The 21,713-nt window shown below is 69.3% G+C and carries 17 protein-coding genes; 6 read left to right on the top strand and 11 right to left on the bottom strand.

Translation table 11 applies throughout. The features are described from left to right. Nucleotides 1–40 precede the first annotated feature (40 nt). The 3 genes from ACNQFN_RS16750 to ACNQFN_RS16740 form a co-directional block, all read right to left on the bottom strand. Entirely contained in the window at nt 41–1,438 is a 1,398-nt protein-coding gene (locus ACNQFN_RS16750) for a phosphomannomutase/phosphoglucomutase (protein WP_418647029.1), read from the bottom strand. Between the two features lie 210 nt (nt 1,439–1,648). Further along, nucleotides 1,649–1,849, bottom strand: coding sequence for a zinc-finger domain-containing protein (locus tag ACNQFN_RS16745; protein WP_068636109.1), 201 nt, complete (start codon nt 1,847–1,849; stop codon nt 1,649–1,651). A gap of 25 nt (nt 1,850–1,874) precedes the next feature. After that, nucleotides 1,875–2,795 carry a branched-chain amino acid transaminase gene (locus ACNQFN_RS16740; protein WP_068636110.1) on the bottom strand — a complete coding sequence of 307 codons (921 nt, stop codon included), beginning with the start codon at nt 2,793–2,795 and terminating at the stop codon, nt 1,875–1,877. Between the two features lie 181 nt (nt 2,796–2,976). Between ACNQFN_RS16740 and ACNQFN_RS16735 the strand changes: the two genes are divergently transcribed. Genes ACNQFN_RS16735 through mnmA form a run of 3 tightly spaced genes read left to right on the top strand, consistent with a single transcriptional unit; the run spans nt 2,977 to nt 5,227 of the window. Further along, on the top strand, nt 2,977–3,429 hold the full coding sequence (locus ACNQFN_RS16735) for an NUDIX hydrolase (RefSeq protein WP_068636111.1): 453 nt from the start codon (nt 2,977–2,979) through the stop codon (nt 3,427–3,429). Nucleotides 3,430–3,438: 9 nt separating this feature from the next. Continuing rightward, entirely contained in the window at nt 3,439–4,113 is a 675-nt protein-coding gene (locus ACNQFN_RS16730) for a hypothetical protein (RefSeq protein WP_418647028.1), read from the top strand. 16 nt (nt 4,114–4,129) lie between these two features. Beyond that, a complete protein-coding gene (mnmA, locus tag ACNQFN_RS16725) occupies nt 4,130–5,227 on the top strand; it encodes a tRNA 2-thiouridine(34) synthase MnmA (RefSeq protein ID WP_418648928.1) in 1,098 nt (365 codons plus the stop codon). Between the two features lie 12 nt (nt 5,228–5,239). On the opposite strand, the gene ACNQFN_RS16720 is transcribed toward mnmA, so the two are convergent. The 4 genes from ACNQFN_RS16720 to glnE form a co-directional block, all read right to left on the bottom strand. Beyond that, the gene (locus tag ACNQFN_RS16720) at nt 5,240–6,178 is read right to left on the bottom strand and encodes a hypothetical protein (RefSeq protein ID WP_068636113.1); all 939 of its coding nucleotides are present in this window, start codon (nt 6,176–6,178) and stop codon (nt 5,240–5,242) included. A gap of 157 nt (nt 6,179–6,335) precedes the next feature. Then, complete coding sequence (gene sixA / locus ACNQFN_RS16715) at nt 6,336–6,788, bottom strand: phosphohistidine phosphatase SixA (protein ID WP_068636209.1); 453 nt, start codon at nt 6,786–6,788, stop codon at nt 6,336–6,338. Nucleotides 6,789–6,922: 134 nt separating this feature from the next. After that, entirely contained in the window at nt 6,923–8,464 is a 1,542-nt protein-coding gene (locus ACNQFN_RS16710; protein WP_418647027.1) for a CHAD domain-containing protein, read from the bottom strand. A gap of 93 nt (nt 8,465–8,557) precedes the next feature. Next, a complete protein-coding gene (glnE, locus tag ACNQFN_RS16705; protein WP_418647026.1) occupies nt 8,558–11,263 on the bottom strand; it encodes a bifunctional [glutamate--ammonia ligase]-adenylyl-L-tyrosine phosphorylase/[glutamate--ammonia-ligase] adenylyltransferase in 2,706 nt (901 codons plus the stop codon). A gap of 217 nt (nt 11,264–11,480) precedes the next feature. On the opposite strand from glnE, the gene ACNQFN_RS16700 reads away from it, so the two are divergent. From ACNQFN_RS16700 to tldD, 3 genes are all read left to right on the top strand, one after another. Then, nucleotides 11,481–15,431: a YhdP family protein gene (locus ACNQFN_RS16700; protein ID WP_418647025.1), complete on the top strand. Its 3,951-nt coding sequence runs from the start codon at nt 11,481–11,483 to the stop codon at nt 15,429–15,431. Nucleotides 15,432–15,503: 72 nt separating this feature from the next. Next, the gene (locus ACNQFN_RS16695) at nt 15,504–16,349 is read left to right on the top strand and encodes a carbon-nitrogen hydrolase family protein (RefSeq protein WP_418647024.1); all 846 of its coding nucleotides are present in this window, start codon (nt 15,504–15,506) and stop codon (nt 16,347–16,349) included. A gap of 88 nt (nt 16,350–16,437) precedes the next feature. Beyond that, entirely contained in the window at nt 16,438–17,883 is a 1,446-nt protein-coding gene (gene tldD, locus ACNQFN_RS16690) for a metalloprotease TldD (protein WP_068636117.1), read from the top strand. A 67-nt stretch (nt 17,884–17,950) separates the two neighbouring features. Here tldD and ACNQFN_RS16685 read toward each other — a convergent pair whose 3' ends face one another. From ACNQFN_RS16685 to ACNQFN_RS16670, 4 genes are read right to left on the bottom strand one after another with little or no spacing between them, the layout of a single operon-like run. Next, the gene (locus ACNQFN_RS16685) at nt 17,951–18,136 is read right to left on the bottom strand and encodes a hypothetical protein (RefSeq protein WP_083953518.1); all 186 of its coding nucleotides are present in this window, start codon (nt 18,134–18,136) and stop codon (nt 17,951–17,953) included. Nucleotides 18,137–18,156: 20 nt separating this feature from the next. Next, a complete protein-coding gene (locus ACNQFN_RS16680; RefSeq protein ID WP_418647023.1) occupies nt 18,157–19,554 on the bottom strand; it encodes a sigma 54-interacting transcriptional regulator in 1,398 nt (465 codons plus the stop codon). Beyond that, nucleotides 19,551–20,075, bottom strand: a complete 525-nt coding sequence (locus tag ACNQFN_RS16675) for a hypothetical protein (RefSeq protein ID WP_245650874.1) — start codon at nt 20,073–20,075, stop codon at nt 19,551–19,553. The genes ACNQFN_RS16680 and ACNQFN_RS16675 overlap by 4 nt, the downstream gene beginning before the upstream one ends. Beyond that, nucleotides 20,065–21,486, bottom strand: a complete 1,422-nt coding sequence (locus ACNQFN_RS16670; protein ID WP_068636120.1) for a sensor histidine kinase — start codon at nt 21,484–21,486, stop codon at nt 20,065–20,067. Before ACNQFN_RS16670 ends, ACNQFN_RS16675 begins: the two co-directional genes overlap by 11 nt. Nucleotides 21,487–21,713: the final 227 nt, after the last annotated feature.

The raw sequence follows: 21,713 nt of genomic DNA, 5'->3' as shown, positions 1-21,713 counted from the left end.
GCCGTTTTTCCATTCTGCCCGTCGCTGTACTGAACCGACCTCAGAACGGCAGTGCCACTCCCGGCCACACGCCTTCGATGGCGCGGCGGAAGTCGGCCTGGATGCGCGCGAGCGCTTCGGCGCTGTCGGCCTCGAAGCGCAGCACGACCACCGGCGTGGTGTTGGACGGCCGCGCCAGGCCGAAGCCGTCGGCGTATTCGACGCGCACGCCGTCGAGGGTGATGACGTCCTGCGCGTCGTCGAAGCGGGCGGCTTCCTTCAGCCGCTTGACCAGTTCGAAAGGCTCGCCTTCGTCCATCTTCAGGTTCAGCTCGGGGGTGCTGATGGAATCCGGCAGCGCCTTCAGCGCGGCGTTGGCGTCGGCGCGGGCGGACAGGATCTCCAGCAGGCGGGCGCCGGAATAGAGGCCGTCGTCGAAGCCGAACCAGCGCTCCTTGAAGAACATGTGGCCGCTCATCTCGCCGGCCAGCGGTGCGCCGGTTTCCTTGAGCTTGGCTTTCACCAGCGCGTGGCCGGTGTTCCACATCGTCGGCTTGCCGCCGCGCTCGCGGATCCAGGGCGCGAGCCTGCGCGTGCATTTGACGTCGAAGATGATCTCGCCGCCAGGCACCCGGCTCAGCACGTCCTCGGCGAACAGCATCAGCTGGCGGTCGGGGTAGATGATCTCGCCGTCCTTGGTCACCACGCCCAGGCGGTCGCCGTCGCCGTCGAAGGCGAAGCCGAGTTCGGCGTCGGTGTCGCGCAGCGCGCGGATCACGTCCTGCAGGTTCTCGGGCTTGGACGGGTCGGGATGGTGGTTGGGGAAGCTGCCATCGACTTCGCAGAACAGTTCGACCGGTTCGCAGCCGAGGCGGCGGAACAGCGCCGGTGCGATGTTGCCGGCGACGCCGTTGCCGCAGTCGATGACGATCTTCATCGGCCGCGCCAGCTTCACGTCGCCGACGATGCGGTCGACGTAGGCGTCGGCGACGTCCGCGGTACGCAGCGCGCCGGGCGCGGCGGCGCGGATGAGGTCGTCGTCGGCGATGCGGGTGCGCAGGGCCTGGATCATGTCGCCGTACAGGGTCTGGCCGCCGAGCACCATCTTCAGGCCGTTGTAGTCGGGCGGGTTGTGGCTGCCGGTGACCGAGACGCAGGAGCCGCAGCCGAGGTGGTGGGCGGCGAAGTAGGTCAGCGGCGTGGGCACGCAGCCGATGTCGATGACGTCCACGCCGGCGGCGCGGATGCCGTCGGCCAGCGCGCCGGCCAGCGCCGGGCCGGACAGGCGGCCGTCGCGGCCGACGGCGATGGCCTGCTGGCCGCGGGTGACGGCTTCGGAGCCGAGCGCGTGGCCGATGGCGCGCACGGCATCCGGCGTCAGCACGGTGTCGACGATGCCGCGGATGTCGTAGGCCTTGAAGATTTCCGGGGCGGGCTGGGCGTGGCGATTCGAGGTCATGGATGAGGCTGCGTGGATTGGACGAAAGCCGGCATTGTATGCCGGATGGGCTTGCCGGGCGGCCGCGGCCATTGCGGCAGGATGTTTCTGCGCCGCCGCAGGGCTGCAAAGGAACGGGGGCCGGATACCTGCCGGTATCGGCCCCCGCGTCATCCAGGCTGTGCGGACAGGACCGCGCGCTGGATGGGATCGGTGACTGGAGCCGGCGGCTCAGTGATGTCCCTTGGGATGTTCGCCGGTGAAGATGTAGTGCGCGCTGCAGTAAGGGCACACGGCTTCGCCGGTCTTCAGCACGTCGAGGAAGACGCGCGGGTGGCGCGCCCAAAGCGGCGCGCCCGGCGGCGGGCAGTGCAGCGGCAGGTCCTTGGCGGTGACTGCGACGGCCTGGGTCTTGTCGGTGTTCTCGACCATGGATGAAGTCCTTTGTGCGTGGATGTCAGACGTAGGCGAGCCAGTGCTCGTATTCCGGCGCGCGGCCATTGACGATGTCGAAGAAGCGGGCCTGGAGCCTGGTCGTGACCGGGCCGCGCCTGCCTTCGCCGATGATGCGGTCGTCGAGTTCGCGGATCGGCGTGACCTCGGCCGCGGTGCCGGTGAAGAAGGCTTCGTCGGCGAGATAGACGTCGTCGCGGGTCAGGCGCTTGGAGCTGAATTCGTAGCCGAATTCGCGCGCGACGGTGATGATCGAGTCGCGGGTGATGCCGGTCAGCGCCGAGGCGATCTCGGGTTCGTAGATCTTGCCGTCCTTGACGATGAACAGGTTCTCGCCCGCGCCTTCGGCGACGAAGCCCTGGTTGTCGAGCAGCAGCGCCTCGTCGTAGCCCATCTTGGTGACTTCGAGGTTGGCGAGGATGGAGTTGGGATAGGTCGCGGCGAGCTTGGCGCGCGGCATCGTCGAGTTGACGTGGTGGCGGGTGTAGGACGAGGTCTTGATGCGGATGCCCTTTTCCAGTCCTTCCTCGCCCAGGTAGGCGCCCCACGGCCAGGCGGCGATGGCCACATGCACGGTGGCGCCGCGGGTGGAGATGCCCATCTTTTCCGAGCCGTAGAAGGCCAGCGGGCGCAGGTAGCAGGATTCGAGCTTGTTGGCGCGCACGACCTCCTTCTGCGCTTCCATGAGTTCATCCTTGGAGTAGGGGATGTCCATCATGTAGATCTTGGCGGAATTGATCAGGCGCTGGGTGTGCTCGGCGAGGCGGAAGATGGCCGTGCCCTTGGCGGTGTTGTATGCGCGGACACCTTCGAAGACGGCCAGACCGTAGTGCAGGGAGTGGGTCAGCACGTGCGTGGTCGCTTCGCGCCACGGAACGAGCTTGCCGTCTTGCCAGATGAAACCGTCGCGATCAGCCATGGACATGATTGGGTTCTCCACCTCAGGAAAGTTGATTCGGCAGCCCGCGTCCGGCGGGCGGAACCCGTGGATTCTAGCGCAAAGGCAGGGTCTGCGAACGCCACTTCATGCGGGTGAAAGCCTTGCGGCGGTGGGGAAAGCCGCCGGCGCGCGCTAGAATGCCGGCCTGTCGTCGAAGGAGCAGGCCTTGATCGATCGCGAGTGGAAACCCAATGTCACCGTCGCCGCCGTCATCGAGCGGGACGGCCGCTTCCTGCTGGTCGAGGAACATACGCCCGACGGACTGCGTTTCAACCAGCCCGCAGGCCATCTGGAGCGCGGTGAATCGCTGCTGGAGGCGGTGGCGCGCGAGGCGCTGGAAGAGACCGCGCACCGTTTCGTGCCCGAGTACCTGGTCGGCATCTATCAATGGACGCGGCCGCAGGGCGACATCACCTATCTGCGCTTCGCCTACGGCGGACGGGTGGAGGGCGAGGAAGCCGGGCGCAGCCTCGACGACGGCATCGTGCGCGCGGTGTGGATGACGGTCGACGAGGTGCGCGCCACCGCCGGCCGCCATCGCAGCCCGCTGATTCTGCAGTGCATCGAGGACTGGCGGGCGGGGCAGCGCCACCCGCTGTCCTTGCTGCGGCACTATTGATCCGGCGGCATGCAGGGCATCTGCCTGGCGATCCTGCTGGCTGTCGCGGGCCTGGCGCAGGCCGGGACGGGCGCGCAGGAAGCGGGCGCGGAAGTCGGCATCTGCTACGGCTACGGCTGCGCGCACGAGGGCGTGGCGCGCTACGGCGCGGCCGATCTGGCGAATCTGGCCGGACGGCTGGACAAGGCGCGGAGCGCGGCTGAGGAGCGCGCCCTGCTCGGCGAGGCGGTGGGCCGCTTGTACCGCCTGGCCGGCCGGCAGTTGCCGGTGGGCGCGGATCGCGGCGGCAATTATCTGGATGGCGGCGTCGAAGGCCGCATGGACTGCATCGACCATTCGACCTCGACCACCCGTTTGCTGAAGCTGCTGGAGTCGCGCGGTGCGCTGCGCTTTCACCGGGTGCTGGAGCCCGAGCGGCGCACCCGCTTCATCTTCCAGCATTTCAGCGCGGTGATCGAGGAATTGACGCCGGCCGAGCGCATCGAGCGGCTGCCGCCGGGTTCGGCGCTGGCGCGCTGCAACTGCACGGAAGACGGAGTGATCGTCGAAGGCCCGGATGGTGCGGAACCGCCCAGTCCGGGCGAACGTTATGCGGTCGACAGCTGGTTCGTCGACAATGGCGAGCCGGCGGTGGTGCTGCCGCTCGCCGAATGGCTCAATGGAGGTGGACCGAATGTCCAGTAAGCAGGATGGAAACGGCATGAAAGTGGTCGTCGGCATGTCCGGCGGCGTGGATTCGTCGGTGACGGCGCTGCTGCTGAAGCAGCAGGGCTACGCGGTGACCGGCCTGTTCATGAAGAACTGGGAGGACGACGACGATTCCGACTACTGTTCGACGCGGCAGGACCTGGTCGACGTGGCTTCGGTCTGCGACGTGATCGGCATCGATCTGGAAGTCGTCAACTTCAGCGCCGAATACAAGGACCGGGTGTTCGCCGACTTCCTGCGCGAGTACGAGGCCGGGCGCACGCCGAATCCGGACGTGCTGTGCAACTCCGAGATCAAGTTCCGCTGCTTCCTCGACCACGCCATGCAGCTGGGCGCCGAGCGCATCGCCACCGGCCACTATGCCCAGGTGCGCGAATGGAACAACGACGGCCGCAGGGAATACCAGTTGCTGAAGGCCGAGGACGGCACCAAGGACCAGAGCTATTTCCTCTATCGCCTGAACCAGCAGCAACTGGCGAAAACCCTGTTTCCGCTCGGCACGCTGTACAAGCGCGAAGTGCGCCGCATCGCCGAGCAGGCGGGCCTGCACGTCGCCGCCAAGAAGGACTCGACCGGCATCTGCTTCATCGGCGAGCGGCCCTTCCGCGAGTTCCTGATGCGCTACCTGCCGGCGCAGCCGGGCGAGATCCGCTCGCTCGACGACGATTCCGTGCTCGGCGAGCACCAGGGCCTGATGTACCACACCATCGGCCAGCGCAAGGGGCTGCACATCGGCGGCATCAAGGGCAACCAGGACGAGGCCGGCGAGCACGAGGCCTGGTACGTGGCGAAGAAGGACGTGAAGGCCAACGTGCTGTACGTGGTGCAGGGGCACGAGCACCCGGCGCTGCTGCGCGACCGCCTGGTGGCGACCGACCTCAACTGGATCGCCGGCCGCGATCCGCACACCAACTGGGTCTACACCGCCAAGCCGCGCTACCGCACGCCCGACATGCCGTGCGAGATCGACCGCATCGCCGACGGCCGCGCCGAGATCGCCTTCGCCCAGCCGCAGTGGGCGCTGACGCCGGGGCAGAGCGTGGTGGTCTACGAATCCAAGGTCTGCCTCGGCGGCGGCATCATCGTCTGACGCCGGCGGTGTTCAACAGGACATCGGCCCGGCCAGCCGCGGCCGGCCCCGCTGGTGCGCCCTGGCGGCGAAGGCTTCGCAGCGTTCGATGAACTCGCGTGTGCTCTTGGGCATCGGCACGCGTGCGCGGGTGATGTAGGTGACGAGATCGCGGCCCTGCAGCAGCAGGCTGCGTCCGTCGGTGGCCAGTTGCCGCTCGGCAGCGCTGATGCCGTGCGACAGCCGTGGCGAGAAGGCGGTGAGTTCCTCGGAGGCGACGACGAAGTCCGCCCACACGTCGAAGATGTCCGGGTCGGTACGAAGCGTCTCGCACTTGATCTTGGCGGCGTCGGCGAAGCGGGTGATGGCGGGCAGGATGCCTTCGTACAGCGGGGTGGCGGAAAGGGTGGCCGCCATCGTCTTGGCCAGGAGGTCGATGTCGCGCAGCGTCTGCGCGATCTTGATGACGCGGCTGTCGTAGAAGGCCTCGACCGGAATCGAGAAGGCGCGGAAGGGCTCGCCCCACAGTTCGTCGATGCCTTCTTCGCCGCTGCGGTGCAGCACCAGCTTGCCGAGGCTCAGTGCTTCCTGCAGGCAGAAGCCGCATTCGCGCATCAGCGCGTTGTCGGTCTCGATCTCGATGCCCAGTTCCTGCAGCTCGACCAGCTTGGTGAAGATGTCGGTGGCGCGGTTGAACAGCGCGCCGGCGAGCATCGCGCCCTTGACCCGCTTGCGCGCCGGGTCCTGCTCGGCTTCATAGGCCTTGCGGGCATCGTTCAGGCGCTTGCCGGGAATGTTGATGCCGTGCTCGACGTGGTTGAACAGCCTGCGCGTCAGCGCCTGGATGAGCTGCTTCTTGGTCTTGAGCGAATTGGCCGGCGGATCATAGACCTTGATCCAGTAGCCGTCGCAGAAGATGCGGCGGACACCGTCGATGATGGCGATGGTGCCGTTTTCGGTGGGAGCGTTCATGACCAGCCCGACCTTTTGGCTTGCGGATGGAAAAAACACGGCCTGCCGGGACGGGGGCGTCCGGGCAGGATGCGCAGTCTTGCGCAATGTGCTGCAAAGCACAAGCCTTGTCGCCGTGCGATGTGCTCGCAAGGGGGGGCCGGTCCCCGGGCAGGTGTCAGATGAGGTCGGCCGGGATGACCGCGCGCAGCACGGTCTGGGTCTCGTTCTCGCGCACGCGGTTGGTGAACCACCACAGCGCGCCTTTCTTGATCGTCCAGTCGGCTTCCTGGCCCGACAGCAGCAAGGCGGCGAGGCGGCCGAGCGCAGGCTGGTGGCCGACGACCAGGGCGGCGCCGCTGGAGTCCGGCCAGCCGGTGGCGGCGAGGATGTCGGCGACGTTGCCGTCCGGCCCGAGGCCGTTGACGATCTCGAAGTCGTCGGCAAAGGCGCTGGCGGTCTGGCGGGTGCGCACGGTCGGGCTCACCAGCACGCGCATGCGCTTGGGGTGGTTCTTCGCCAGCCATGCCGCCATGCGGCGGGCCTGCTTGTGGCCGCGCTGGGTCAGCTCTCGCGTGTGGTCGGGCGTACCGTCGGCCGCTTCGGCGTGGCGCCAGAGCAGGAGGTCCATTTGCTTCTCCATCGGATCGGGGGCCTGCATGATGTCCTCGTTCTGTTGCAGGCCGATGACGCGGCCCGGTGTCACGGAGGCCTGGCGGCGCAGCGTTTCGGTGGCTTCGCGGTCCGGCAGGCCGTCTGCGCCGCCTACCATGGCGTCTTGCCCCACAGCACGGGCTCGGCGGTCTGCAGCACGCCGTGCCGCAAGCCGGCGTAGCGCGGCGCATGCCAGCCCAGCACGAAGGCGACGGCGGCCTGCAGCGAGGCGTCGGCCGCGGCCCAGCCGAGCAGACGCGCGCGGGCGATGTCGACGTCCTGCAGGAAACCCAGCATGCCCAGCGCGTCGACCAGGCTCGTGCGGTAGCGTGCGGCGGCCTTGGCGGGGAGCAGGGGGGCGAAGAACTCGATGCCGTAGCGCAGTTGCTTGAGGCCGATGCGCAGCATGTGTAGCTGGGTGGGTTCGAGCGTCGATGCTGCTTCGAACTGGCGGCGTGCCCGCTTGCGCAGGCGCGCCAGGCGCAGGCGGACGAAGGTTCGCAGGTCGGCGGCGTCGACCAGGTTGTTGCCCTGCAGGCGCAGCAGTCCGGCGCTGAGTTCGAGCAGCAGGCGGCCCTGCGTGGCCATGTCGAGTGCCTGTTCCGCCGCCTGGTAGGCCGTGTCGCGGGCCTGCGCGGCGGTCTGCATCAGCCTGGCCATCGATACCTCGTCGGCCAGGCCTTCCGGCGTGACCGGTGCGAGCAGTTCGCCATGGAGGACGTCGAGGTCGCGCGCATCGCCGAAGCGCCTGGCATTGTCGCGCAGACGGGCGTTCCACTGTCCGGCGAATTCGGCCGGCAGGGCCGGAGCGAACAGCTTCAGCAGCGCACGCAAGCGGCGCTGGGCGACGCGGAGCTGGTGGATGAAGTCGGCGTGGGCGGTGTCCGCAGCGCCGGCCGCGCCGGCATCCGGCAGCAGGGCCGCGGCATTGGCCTGCCATTGGCGCACGCAGCCGAAAGCCAGGCGGCGGAAGGCGTCGACCACGTTGTCGCCGGGCCGGAGGTCGGAAGCCTCGGCCCGTGCCGCGCCGGGCGGCGTACCGAGGAACAGGCGGTAGCCGCGCTCGGCCTTGGAAACGTCGGCGGGCATCAGCGGCAGGGCCTGCGCCAGTTCGCAGGCCAGCGCGAACAGATCCTCGGCCTGGCCGTGCTCCAGTTCCAGCTCCAGTTCGCAGATCGGCGCTTGGCGTTCGATGCCTTCGGGCGTCGTCACCCGGACTTCGCCGGTGTCGATCATCAGCAGGATGCTCGTATCGTCACGCGGACTCAGGCGGCGCGTCTCGCGGCGGAAGCGGGTGGTGAACACCGGCACCAGCGCGCCGGCATGGCGGTTCAGCAGTTTCGCGGCGTCCGGAGCATCGACCTGCGAGAAGTCGAAGCTGCCCGAGTAGGGCTGCTCCCATTCGGGGCGCTGCGACAGGCCGCCGCTCGATATCGCGGCGCATTTCACCGTCTGCAGCCAGTCGCGGCCCTGGCGGCGGGTGCGCACGGCCACCTTGTGCGCCTTGAGCTGCAGCCGCGGGGTGTCGTAGTAGGTGTTGTCCAGGGTCACGGTGTTGCCGAGCTTCTCCGCGCCGGCGACCAGCGGATGGCGGCGCAGCGCGGCAAGCGCGCGCTTCGGCAAGGCAAGTTTCAGCTCGATTTCCTGGCTCATGGTGTTTTGTTCGGATGCAGACGTCCGGATTCTAGTCATCCGCCCGGAGGGCGTCATGCATGCTTCGATGACGTTTATGTTTCAAGTCGCCTGTCATTCGCCGAAGACGTGCCGCCACAGCGCGACGACCGGCGCGCGCGCGGCTTCGGCTTCGCCGGGCGGGACGCGCGAGGGCAGTTCGTTGAGCCGCTGGCGGTGCTGCAGGCGGCGCAGTTCGCGATAGCTGTCGGCGCAGGCGGCGGCGAGTTCGGCCGGGATCAGGCCGAGTTCGCCGGCGATGCGCAGCAGCGCGATGTTGCCGAGGTTGCCGGTGAGCCGGGGGTGGGCGTGGGAATGGCCCAGCACCAGGTACTGGATCAGGAACTCGACGTCGATCAGGCCGCCGCGGTCGTGCTTGAGGTCGAAGCGTTCGGGGTCCTTGCCGGCGTGGGCGTCGCGCATCTTGTGGCGCATCGCCAGCACTTCGGCGCGCAGCGTGTCGAGCTCGCGCGGCAGGCGCAGCACCTCGTCGCGGATGCGTTCGAAGGCGTCGCCGATGCGGCGGTCGCCGGCGGAGAAGCGGGCGCGGGTCAGCGCCTGGTGTTCCCACACCCAGGCCGATTCGAGCTGGTACTTGCGGAAGGATTCGAGCGACACCGCGATCATGCCGGCTTCGCCGTTGGGGCGCAGGCGCAGGTCGGTTTCGAACAGCAGGCCCGCGGCGGTCCGGCTCGACAGCCAGGTGTTGGTGCGCTGGGCGAGCCGGGTGTAGACCTCGGCGGCCTCGGGCGCGTCGTCGTCGTAGAGGAAGATGATGTCGAGGTCGGAGGCGTAGCCCAGTTCCTTGCCGCCGAGCTTGCCGTAGCTGATGACGGCGAAGGCCGGCTGCTCGCGATGGCGGATCTTGATCCGGCTCCAGCAGCGCGGCAGCGTCAGGTCGAGCATGATGTCGGCCAGTTCGGAGAGGTGGTCGGCGAGCTTTTCCACCGTCAGCAGGCCGGCGATGTCCTGTGTCAGCAGGCGGAAGACCTGGGCGTGGTGCTGTTCGCGCATCACGTCCATCTGCCGCTCCATGTCGGGTTCCAGCGCTTCCAGTTCGGCATCCAGGCTGGCACGGAAGGCCTGCCAGTCCGGCGTCGCTTCCAGGCTGTGGGTGTCGAGCATTTCGTCGAGCAGGATGGGGTGGCGCGTCAGGTACTGCGCGGCCCAGCGCGATGCGCTCATCAGGTCGGCGACGCGGCGCAGCGCCTGCGGGTATTGCTGCAGCAGTGCGAGGTAGGCGCCGCGGCGGCCGATGGCTTCCATCAGGTCGAGGCAGCGGGCGAGCGTGTCGTCCGGCCCGGAGGTGGCCGCGGCCGCTTCGAGGATGCGCGGGATCAGCGCGTCGAAGCGGCTCTTGATGTTGTTCGGCAACTGGCGGTAGCGCGGGCTGGCGTGGATCGAGGCCAGGCGTTCGGCGGCTTCGCGCGGCCGGCGATAGCCCAGTTCGCCCAGTTCCGGGGCGACGCCGTCCACATCCTCGGCGCCGGCCCAGGTGGCGTCCAGGCTGTGGTCCTCGTCGGAAGGATCGCCGAACACGCTGTCGAAATGCCGGCTGACCGCTGCGCGGTGGGCGTCGAGCGCCGTCAGCAGGGCCCCATGGTCGGCGAAGCCCATCGCCTGCGCGATCAGCGCCTGGTCGTCCTCGCTGGCGGGCAGGTCGTGGGTCTGGGCGTCGTCGAGGTATTGCAGGCGGTGCTCCAGCCGGCGCAGGAAGACGTAGGCGGCCGTCAGCTCGGCCACCGTTTCGGCCGCCAGGATGCCGCGTTCGGCGAGTTGCGCGAGCACGCCCAGCGTCGGGCGGATCTGCAGCGCGGTGTCGCGACCGCCGCGGATGAGCTGGAACACCTGGGCGATGAACTCGATCTCGCGGATGCCGCCGGGGCCGAGCTTGACGTTGTTGGCGCGGTCGCGGCGGGCGACTTCGCGCCGGATCTGCGCGTGCAGCTCGCGCATGGCGTTGATGGCGCCGAAGTCGAGGTATTTGCGGAACACGAAGGGGCGGGCGATGCCGCCCAGCTCGGTCCAGCGCTCGCCCAGCATCACCCGCGCCTTGATCCAGGCGTAGCGCTCCCATTCGCGCCCCTGGGTGACGAAGTAGTTCTCCAGCATGTCGAAGCTGCACACCAGCGGGCCCGAGTCGCCGTTGGGGCGCAGCCGCATGTCGACACGGAAGACCTGGCCGTGTTCGGTGATCTCGGCCAGCGCCCTGATCAACTGCTTGCCCAGGCGCTCGAAGAACTCGTAGTTGCTGATTACCTTGTTGCCGCCGGTGTCGCCGTCCTCGGGGTAGATGAAGATCAGGTCGATGTCGGAGGACACGTTCAGTTCGCGGCCGCCGAGCTTGCCCATGCCGATCACCAGCAGTTCCTGCTCCCAGCCGGTGGGCGACAGCGGCCGGCCGTAGCGTTCGACCAGCGCGGCGCGCAGCACGTCGTGGGCGTGGCGCACGGCGACTTCGGCCAGCGTCGTCATGGTTTCGGTGACTTCGGCCAGCGGCGCGCCGCAGCACAGGTCGCGCACGATCAGGTGGCACAGCACCCAGCTGCGGAGCTGGCGCAGGGCGGGGCGCAGCGCGCTGTCCGGATCGCCGAAGCCCGCTTCGCGGGCGGCGATGAAGGCTTCCATGCGGCGTGCGTCGATCGGGCCGCCGATGCTGGCTGCCAGCGCCTCGCCCAGCCAGGGCTGGCAGTCCAGCATGCGGCTCAGGTAGCGGGAGAAGCGGCGGGCGTCGTGCACCGCCTGTGGCAGTGCCGGCTGGGCGTCGGGGGAGGCGGACATGGCGGTTCCGGTGCCTTGGTCTGATCGTTGATAGAATGTCGGCCCCGCGGCGAATGGCGCTGGCGGGCGCCGGCTGCGCGGGCATGCGTAGTGTATCCGGGCGCCGCCGTCTCCGTGCGTGCCGGCGGGTGCCCGGGAGCGGGGCTGCGCGTGATCCTGCGTGCTGCGGCCGTCCGTTCTTCCCGAATTTCGGCTCGGCAAGCCGTTGCGATGCTGCATGAATCCGCTTTCCGAACCCCTTCCCGAATCGCCCGCGCCGGAGTCGCCTGCGGCGCGGCGCGCCCGGCGTTCGCGCGCGGTGCTGGGCCGGATCGGCAAGGTGCTGGTATTGGGCTGGATCGTCGTCGCCAGCGCGATGCTGTTGCTGAGGCATGTGGTGCTGCCCGCGGTCGGCGAGTTCCACGGCGAGATCGCCGGCATCGCCGGGCGTTCGCTCGGCCTGCCGGTGGCGATCGAGGCGATCGACGGCGACTGGGCCGGCTGGCGTCCGCGCCTGGTGCTGCAGCGTGTCACCCTGTCGGATGCCGAGGGCCGGCCGGCCCTGCATCTGCCCCGGGTCGACGCCACGCTCGCGTGGACCTCCCTGCTGCGCGGACAGGCGCATTTCCACCGGCTGGAGATCACGGCGCCGGAGCTGAGGCTGCGGCGCGATGCGGATGGGCGGGTGTTCGTCGCCGGCCTGCCGGTGGCGGACGGCGGCGGCGATGGCGGCGGGCTGGACTGGCTGCTGGCGCAGCGCCAGATCGTGATCCACGATGCCGTGCTGCGCTGGGATGATCGCCTGCGGGCGGCGCCGGAACTGGTGCTGGAAAACGTCGAGCTGCGCCTCGACCAGCGCTTCGGCCAGCGCCGTTTCGCGCTGCGTGCCCAGCCGCCGCAGGCGCTGGCGTCGACGCTGGACGTGCGCGGCGAACTGCAGCGCCTCGATGCCGATGCGCCGCTTTCGCTGGCCTCGGCCGGGCGGCTCTACGTTTCGCTCGACCGCGCCGACCTGGGGGGCTGGCAGCCGTGGCTGGATTATCCGCTGCCGCTGCAGGGCAACGGCGGCGTGCGCGCGTGGCTGGAGTCGCGGCAGGAGGGGCGCTTCGCATTGCCGAGCGGCCTGGGTCTCGGCCAGGCGGCCGGGCGCGGCTGGGCAGTGACGGCGGATCTGGCGCTGGACGGGGTGCGCACGCAACTCGGCAGCGGCTTGCCCGAGCTGCTGCTGGAACGCCTGGACGGGCGCCTGAGCGTCGAGCGCGTGGCCGACGAGTACCGCCTGAGCACACAGGGCCTGGCGCTGCGTACCGCCGATGGGCTGGCGCTGCCGCCGACCGATCTCGAACTGCAGTTCAGGGGCGAGGCGTCCGGCGAGCAGGGCGGGCGGCTGGCGGCCAACCGGCTCGATTTCGATACCCTGGCCCGCCTGGCCGCGTTCCTGCCGCTCGATGAGGCCGTGCGGGGCCGGCTCGCCGCGTTCGCGCCGCAGGGCCGGCTGGAGGCCTTGAGCTGGCGCTGGGACGGGGCACCGGCCGCGCCGCGGGCCTGGGCCGCGGCGGCACGCTTTGCCGGGCTGGGACTGCTGGCGGGAGAGGGCATGCCGGGCCTCGGCGGCCTGAGCGGCATGTTCGACGGCGACGAGCAGGGCGGTCGCTACCGGCTCGACAGCCGCGACGCCCACCTCGACCTGCCGGAGGTGTTCGAGTCCGGGCGCCTGCGGTTCGATCTGCTGCGTGCCGAGGGCGGCTGGCAGCGGCGTGGCGGGCGGCTCGAGATCACCCTCGATAGCGCCCAGTTCGACAACGCGGATGCGGCCGGCAATGCTTCTGGCGTCTACCGGCCGCAGGCCGGCAGCGCGGGGGAGATCGACCTGCAGGCCCGGCTGACGCGCGCCGAGGGCCGTGCGGTGTGGCGCTATCTGCCGCGCGTGGTGGGGAAGGAGACGCATGACTGGGTGCGTGATGCGATCCGCCGCGCCGACGTGCCGGAAGCCAGCTTGCGGCTGCGCGGCGCGCTCGACGATTTCCCGTTCCGCGACGGCAATGGCGAGTTTCGCGTTGCGATCCGGGTGGTCGATGGCGTGCTCGACTACGCCGATGGCTGGCCGCCGATCGAAGGCATCTTCGGCGAAGTGCGTTTCATCGGGCCGGGAATGCGTATCGAGGCACCGCGTGGCCGCATCTTCGGCGTGGCGCTGAGCGAAGTCGTCGTCGACATGCCCGAGCTGGACACGGCGCTCTCCGATCTGATGACCATCACCGGCAAGGCCGCCGGACCGACTGCCGAGTTCCTGCGTTTCGTCTCGCAGAGCCCGGTGTCGGCCCGCATCGGCGGCTTCACCGACGGCATGCGCGCCGAGGGAAGGGGGACGCTCGACCTGCGCCTGGAGATGCCGCTGGAGAAGGTCGATGAGAGCAGGGTCGCCGGCGAGTACCGCTTCGGCGCCAACCGGCTGTGGCTGGTCGAAGGACTGCCGGTGCTCGAAGGCGCGGCGGGCCGGCTGCGCTTCACCGAGGACAGCCTGGCGATGCCCGAAGGGCGGGCGCAGTTCCTCGGCGCGCCCGCCCGCATCACGGCGCGCACGCTGGACGATGGCACCGTCCGCTTCGATGCCAGCGGCGTGGCGAGCGCCGCGGCGCTGGCGGCGGCCGGGAAGCTGCCGCTGGCGCATCTGTCGGGCAGCACGGCATGGAAGGCGCAGGTCGGTGTCGGCACTGGCGGCCTGCATGTGGGCGTGGAGTCGGACCTGACCGGGCTGGCGTCGAGCCTGCCTGCGCCCCTGAACAAGAACGCGGGCGAAAGCTGGCCCCTGAATGTCCGCTTCGATGCGCCGGGCGGAGCCGCGCCCCGGCGCTTGAAGCTGGAACTGGCGGAAGAAAGCGGCATGCCGCTGCGGGCCGAACTGCTCTGGCCGGCCGACGGGCCGATGCGCGGTGGCCTGGCGCTGAATGCCGCACGGACCGCCGTCCCGCGGCTGGCCGAGCGTGGCTTGCGGGTGGAGGGGCGTTTCGACGTGCTCGATGCCGACGCCTGGCGCAGGGTTTTCGATGGCGAAGCCGGCGGCGGCGATGGAACGGGGGAACTGCCCCTGTCGCTGGCCGACCTGTCGCTGCAGATCGGCCGCCTGCAGATTTTCGGCCAGACGCTGAGCGGCTTTGCCCTGCACAGCGTCAGCGATGCGGGGGGCTGGAAGGCCCGCATCGACAGCGACCGCGCCGTGGGCGAGTTCGACTGGCGCGACAGCGGCCCCGGCGCCCTGCGCGCACGCTTCGAGCGGCTGAGCATCGGCCAGGCGCGGGAAACGGAGGACGGCGGCGCCAGCGAGGCGACTGCCGCGGATGTGGAGACCGGGACGCCGCCGCGCCGGCTGCCGGCGCTCGACGTGGTCGCCGAGCAGTTCATGCTGGGCGGCAGGGATCTCGGCCGGCTCGAAGTGTCCGCGCGCAACCGCGCCGGGGTATGGCAGCTCGAGCGTCTCGGGCTGCGCAATGCGGACGGGCAACTGGACGGCAGTGGCGAATGGCGTACCACGGGCCAGCCGTCCACCCGCCTCGACTTCGAACTGCAGGTGGAGGACATCGGCCGCTTCTCGCAGCGGCTCGGCTACGACGACGTGGTGCGGGGCGGCAAGGCCACGCTGGGCGGACAACTGCGCTGGCAGGGCGCGCCGACCCGCATCCACTATCCGACGCTGGCCGGCCGCATGGAGCTGGCGGCGGAGGCGGGCCAGTTCAACAAGCTCGAACCCGGTGTCGGCCGCCTGCTGGGCATTCTCAGCCTGCAGGCCTTGCCGCGCCGGATCACGCTCGATTTCCGCGACGTGTTCTCGGCAGGATTCGCCTTCGATGGCATTTCCGGTAGCATCGACGTGGCCGATGGCGTGATGCGCACCGACGATCTCGAGATTCGCGGACCGGCGGCACGCGTGCGCATGCGGGGTTCGGCCGATGTCGAGGCCGAGACCCAGGACCTGCGCGTGGCGGTGCAGCCCACGCTGTCGGAATCGGTTGCGATCGGCGCCGCCGCGGGTCTGCTGAACCCGGTTGCGGGCGTGGTGACCTATCTGGCGCAGAAGGCGCTCAGCGACCCGATCGAAAGACTCTTTGCCTATGAATATGAAATCACCGGCACCTGGGCCGATCCCGCCGTCCGGCGCCTCGGCGCCGCGCAGCCGGCGCCGGCCGAATGAAATGCCGGACGGCCCGTCCGCGATCTGCCGCCCTTTCCAGCCTTGACCCCACCCGAGATTGCCAGGCACTGCATGAACAAACCGTCTGCTTCTTCCGTACCCGTATCCGCTTCCGGTGGCACGTGCATCGCTGCCATCCAGATGGTGTCCGGCCCCGACGTGGCCGCGAACCTCGAAACCGCCGCCGGCCTGGTGGCCGAGGCTGCCGCCGCCGGCGCACGCCTGGTGGCGCTGCCGGAGTATTTCCCGCTGATCAGCGCCGATGAGCAGGCCAAGGTCGGCATCCGCGAGGCCGATGGCAGCGGGCCCCTGCAGGACTTCCTCGCCGGACTGGCGAGCCGGCACGGCGTCTGGCTGGTGGGCGGCACGGTGCCGCTGGTGGCCGAGGCCGACGACAAGGTGCGCAACAGCACGCTGGTGTATGACGGCAGCGGCCGGCGCGTGGCGCGCTACGACAAGATCCACCTGTTCGGCTTCCGGCGCGGCGGCGAGCGCTACGACGAAGCGGCGACGATCGAGCCGGGTGCCACCGTGTGCAGCTTCGATTCTCCCGTCGGGCGCGTGGGGTTGTCGGTGTGCTACGACCTGCGTTTTCCGGAACTCTTTCGCGCCATGGGCGAGGCCGACCTGATCGTGCTGCCGGCCGCCTTCACCTGCACCACCGGCCGCGCGCACTGGGAAGTGCTGCTGCGTGCCCGTGCGATCGAGAACCAGTGCTACGTGATGGCGCCGGCCCAGGGCGGGCGCCATCCGAGCGGGCGCGTGACCTGGGGCCACAGCATGATCGTCGACCCCTGGGGCGACGTGCTCGCCTGCCGCGGCGAAGGCCCCGGCGTGGTGCTGGCGGAGGTCGATGCCGAGCGTATCGCGAGCGTGCGCGAAAGTCTGCCGGCGCTGCGCCACCGCTGCCTGGGCTGAACGCCCGCCGAACACTCCGAACCCGAATCGGGCGCGATCGTTTGTGCGCCCGGCCGGTCCAACCCGGCAATGCATCCAAGGACCCAGCATGAGCAAGAGCCAGAACCCGCTGAAAATCGCCGACCGCTACCTGTTGTCGCCCCATGGCCTGGGCGAGGCGGAGTTGGAGAAGACCTTCCGCAAGCTGATGCGCCACGACATCGACTTCGCCGACCTGTATTTCCAGTATCAGCGCTCCGAGGCCTGGAGCCTGGAAGAAGGCATCGTCAAGTCGGGCAGCTTCGACATCGAGCAGGGCGTGGGCGTGCGCGCCACCAGTGGCGAGAAGACGGCTTTCGCCTATTCGGACGACATCTCGCTCGATGCGCTGCTGGACGCGGCCACCGCCACCCGCGCGATCGCCGCCGCCGGCGAGCGCCGCAGCGTGGGCATCGTGCCGCACAAGCTCAAGACGCCGCTGTACCGTGCCGACGATCCGCTCGATTCGCTCGACGATACCGCCAAGGTCAGGCTGCTGGAGCGCCTCGAGGGCTTCGCCCGCGCCGAGGACCCGCGCGTCACCCAGGTCATGGCGCACATCGCCGGCAGTTGGGAAGTGGTGATGGTGGCGCGCAGCGACGGCCACCTGGCGGCCGACGTGCGGCCGCTGGTGCGGGTGTCGATCACCGTGATCATGGAGGAGGACGGCCGCCGCGAGCAGGGCAGCGGTGGCGGCGGCGGGCGCTACGACTACGGCTGGTTCAGCGACGAGCGCCTGCACGAGTATGCGCACGCCGCAGTGCATCAGGCGCGCGTCAACCTCGGTGCCGATCCGGCGCCGGCCGGCAGCATGCCGGTGGTGCTGGGGCCGGGCTGGCCCGGCATCCTGCTGCACGAAGCGATCGGCCACGGCCTGGAAGGCGATTTCAATCGCAAGGGCAGTTCGGCCTTTTCCGGCCGCATCGGCCAGCAGGTCGCGGCCAGGGGCGTCACCGTGGTCGATGACGGCACGCTGCCGGACCGCCGCGGCTCGCTGTCGATCGACGACGAAGGCAATCCGACCCGGCGCACGGTGCTGATCGAGGACGGCATCCTCACCGGCTACATGCAGGACATGATGAATGCCCGCCTGATGGGCATGGCGCCGACCGGCAACGGCCGGCGCGAGTCCTTCGCCCATCTGCCGCTGCCGCGCATGACCAACACCTACATGCTGAACGGCGACAAGGACCCGGAAGAGATCATCAAGTCGGTGAAGAAGGGCCTGTATGCGGTGAACTTCGGCGGCGGCCAGGTCGACATCACCTCGGGCAAGTTCGTGTTCTCCACCGCCGAGGCCTATCTGATCGAGGATGGCAAGGTGACTCGCCCGGTCAAGGGGGCGACGCTGATCGGCAACGGCCCGGATGCGCTGACCAAGGTGAAGCTGATCGGCAACGACATGCGGCTCGACCCCGGCGTCGGCACCTGCGGCAAGGACGGCCAGAGCGTGCCGGTGGGCGTCGGCCAGCCGACGCTGCGCATCGACGGGCTGACGGTGGGCGGCACGGCCTGATCCCGATCGTCGGGCGGGGAGAGTGGAGCGCTCGTCCCCGCTCCCCCATGCCCCGGATGAGCCGGGTTCAGCTCTGGACCGGCTTGCCGGTCTTGTCCTTGGTGCCGCCGGCGTCGTGCTTGTCGCCGCTGCAGTTGCTCGGCACGTCGATCTCCATGGTCGGCAGCAGGCTGGTGGCCTGGGCCGGCGTGCAGATGGCATAGGCCAGCGCGGTGGTGGTGATGAGGGTGGCGATGGTCTGGCGCTTGATCATGGCATGCTCCTTTGGTCTGTTCAGCGTTCTGCATCCGGACTGCCGCCGCGGAACAGGTCGGGCGTCAGGCCGTGGCGCTGCAGCAGGCGGTAGAACTCGGTGCGGTTGCGTTCGGCCAGCCGTGCAGCGTCCGAAACGTTACCCGCAGTCAGTTTCAGGAGCTGTATCAGGTAGTTTCGCTCGAAGCGGCGCTTGGCTTCGGCATAGCCGAGGGCCTCGATCGGCTGCACGCGCAGCGCGCGTTCGACCAGGCTGCGCGGAATCAGCGGCGTCGTCGCCAGTGCGCAGACCTGCTCGATGACGTTCTGCAACTGGCGCACGTTGCCGGGCCATCTGGCGATGGCCAGCGCCTCGAGCGCGTCCGGGGCGAAGCCGCTCAGTTCCTTGCCGTATTTCCGTGCCACCTGGCGCAGGAAATGCTCGGCCAGCAGCGGGATGTCCTCGCGGCGTTCGCCGAGCGTGGGCAGTTCCAGGCTGACGACGTTGATGCGGTAGTAGAGGTCTTCGCGGAACTGGCCGGTGGCCAGCGCGGCATCGAGGTCGCGATGGGTTGCGGACAGGATGCGCAGATCGACCGGCTCGGCGCGGGTGGCACCGACCGGGCGCACTGCGCGTTCCTGCAGCACGCGCAGCAGCTTGACCTGGAGCGAAGGCGGCATGTCGCCGATCTCGTCGAGGAACAGCGTGCCGCCATGTGCAGCCTGCACCAGGCCGGTGCGGTGGCTGGTGGCACCGGTGAAGGCGCCGCGGAGGTGGCCGAACAGTTCGGATTCGAGCAGGGGTTCCGGGATCGCGCCGCAGTTGATGGCGACGAAAGGCGCGGCGGCACGCGGGCTGGCGCGGTGGATGGCGTGGGCGAGGAGTTCCTTGCCGGTGCCGCTATCGCCGCGGATCAGCACGCTGGCGTCCGATGCGGCAACCAGCCTGGCCTCGTCCAGCAGCGCGTGCATGCGTGTGCTGTGGCTGATGATGTCGGCCCGCCAGCCGTCGTCCGCGGCCTGGCCGGCGGCAGGGGCGGGAGCGCCGAGCTGCAGGGTCTGGGCGATGCGTGCCAGCAGCGCCTGGCTGTCGAAAGGCTTGGTCAGGTAGCCGGCGACGCCGCGTGAGGTGGCTTCGACCGCATCCGGAATCGTGCCGTGGGCGGTGATCAGGATGACGGGCAGGGCCGGGTGCTGCTGGCGGATTTCATCGAACAGGGCGAGGCCGTCGCCGTCGGGCAGGCGCACGTCGCTGAGCACCAGGTCGAAGCGCTCGGCGCCGAGCCGGCTGCGCGCTTCGACGGCGGATGCGGCCGTGGCGACACGATAGCCGCTGGCCTTCAGGCGCATCGACAGCAGCCGCAGCAGGTCGGCGTCGTCGTCGATCAGCAACACATGCTGTGCGCATGACGCCTCGACGGGCGGGGGGCGCCGGCTCACTGCGAACGCGTGCGCGGCGCGGCCGGCACGGGCGGCGCAAGGCTGCGCTCGATTTCGGCCAGTGCATCGAGCTTGCGCTGCAGCGCTTCGTTGCGCTGTTCGCTGTCCTTGAGCGCTCCGGCGCTTTGTTCGAGCTGCTGGCCGAGGCGTTCGTTGAGCCCGGCGAGGCGCTGGCGCTCCTGGATTTGCTCGAGCAGCGCGCGCGCGTATGGATGGAGCGCACGCGATTCGGCGTCTTCGGCGGCCAGCAGCCCCTGCAGCAGGCTTCGGGCGCGCGGCAGGTTGGACTGGCGCGGCCTGGCGGCGCGGATTGCCGCCTGCATGGTCTGCTCGGCGGTGCTGGCCTGCGTTTCGCCATGGTGTGCAGCTCCGCCTTCGGCGCCGTCGAGACGGGGCAGCGCGGCGCAGCTCGACAGCAGCAAGGCGCCCAGCAGCAGGAGCAGGGCGGCAGACGGGGCGCCGGACGGAGCGGCAGCTGCGGTGGCTCGCGGCATCGGGCTCGGACGGAGTTCAGGTCGCATGGGGGAGTTCGACTCGGAAATGGGCGCCGCGTTCGACTGGAAGCGCGGAAACCTTGCCGTGATGCGCGGCAATGAATTCCCGCACGATCGCCAGGCCGATGCCGGTGCCTTTGGAGGTGCGCTCATCGGGATGGCTGCCCTGGAAGAAGGGTTCGAAGATGCGTTCGGATTCTTCCGGCCGAATGCCGGGGCCGTCGTCGATACAGTCGATGAGCACTTTTTCGTCCTGCGCGGATAGCTCGACCCGCACCTTGCTGCCGGTCGGGCTGAAACCGACGGCGTTGGCGATCAGGTTCGACAAGGCGATGCGCAGCTTGCCGGGATCGGCGCGCACGAGCGGGGCATCGCCGACGATGTCGATCGCCACGCCGCGTGCCTGCGCCTGCAACTGCAGCTCGCTGGCGACTTCGCGCACCATCGGCAGCAAGGCGCTCGGCTGCAGGTCGAGGCGACGGGAGTCGAACTGGATGGCGTTGTAGTGCAGCAGCTGTTCGATGCGTTCCTGCAGGGCGCGCGTATTGTGCTCGAGGATGGCCGTGACTTCCTGCTGCTCGGGCGTGAGCCGGCCGAGTACGCCGTCCGCGAGCAGCGAGACGCCCTCGCGCAGCGAGGCGAGCGGTGTCTTGAGTTCATGGGAGACGTGGCGCAGCACGCGGTTCCGGTTTGCTTCCAGTTCGCTCAGGCGCACGCGCAGCCAATCGAGCTGCTTGCCGACCCGGCGCAGATCGGCCGGGCCGCCGATGCGGATGGCCTGGTTGAGGCGATTCTCGCCGAGGTCCGAGATGCTCCGCTCGATGTGGCGCAGCGGGCGAAGCAGCCACCAGCCGGTCAGTGCGGCAAGGACGACGGACAGTGCCAGCGCGCCGAGAATCTGCCAGGTCAGCTGTTCGCGGCGCTGGTCGAGGGTGTCGAGCGACTTGCCGTTGCTGTCAATGATGTGCGTGCGAACGGTCTGGGCCAGGCCATCGTTGAGCCGAGCCAGCTCCGCGAGGGCGGTGGCCGCAGTCCGGCTGCGCAGTTCGAGGGGGATGGCGGTGGTATCGCCCGCCACTGCGGCGTCGGCTGCTGCGGCCTGTTCGCGCCATCGGGAGGCGAGTGGGGCGGCATCGGCCAGTTGGGTCTCGATACGGGCCAGGGCGGCGAGGGCCTCGGCCCGGGCGCCATTGGAGCGTTCGAGGAAGGAGATCTCCTCATGCACCAGATACTGGCGGGCGCCGCGTTCGAAATCGACGGTACGTTCGGCGAGTTGCTGCATGTCGCTGTTGAGCTCGAGCAAGGCGGCTGCGCTGCGGCGGCTGTCGCGGGCGAAGCTTTCGAGGTCGAGCCAGCCGCTGACGGCTGCGGCGCCGAGGATGGCGACGATCGACAGGAAGCTCGCGAGCAGAGTCGAACTGAATGACGGACGCAACATTTTTAGGGCGCTCTGCGGAAAAGTGCGGACTTCATGATTCTAACGAGCCACGAGGTCGCTGGTGCGGGCAAATCGGCTCGGTTCGGGTAATTTCCGGTGCTTGTCGCTCCGATGTGACACTAAAAAATTTTTGAATAACAGCGAGTTGCAATGATATGTCCGAATCGCTGTCGGGATGAGGCGACAAAATCGGCGCCACCATGACGGTACGACCGCGGCATGTCGCC

It is taken from the genome of Thauera butanivorans (assembly GCF_048398245.1).
GTDB lineage: Bacteria > Pseudomonadota > Gammaproteobacteria > Burkholderiales > Rhodocyclaceae > Thauera > Thauera butanivorans.
This window is presented reverse-complemented; position numbering and strand designations above follow the sequence as displayed.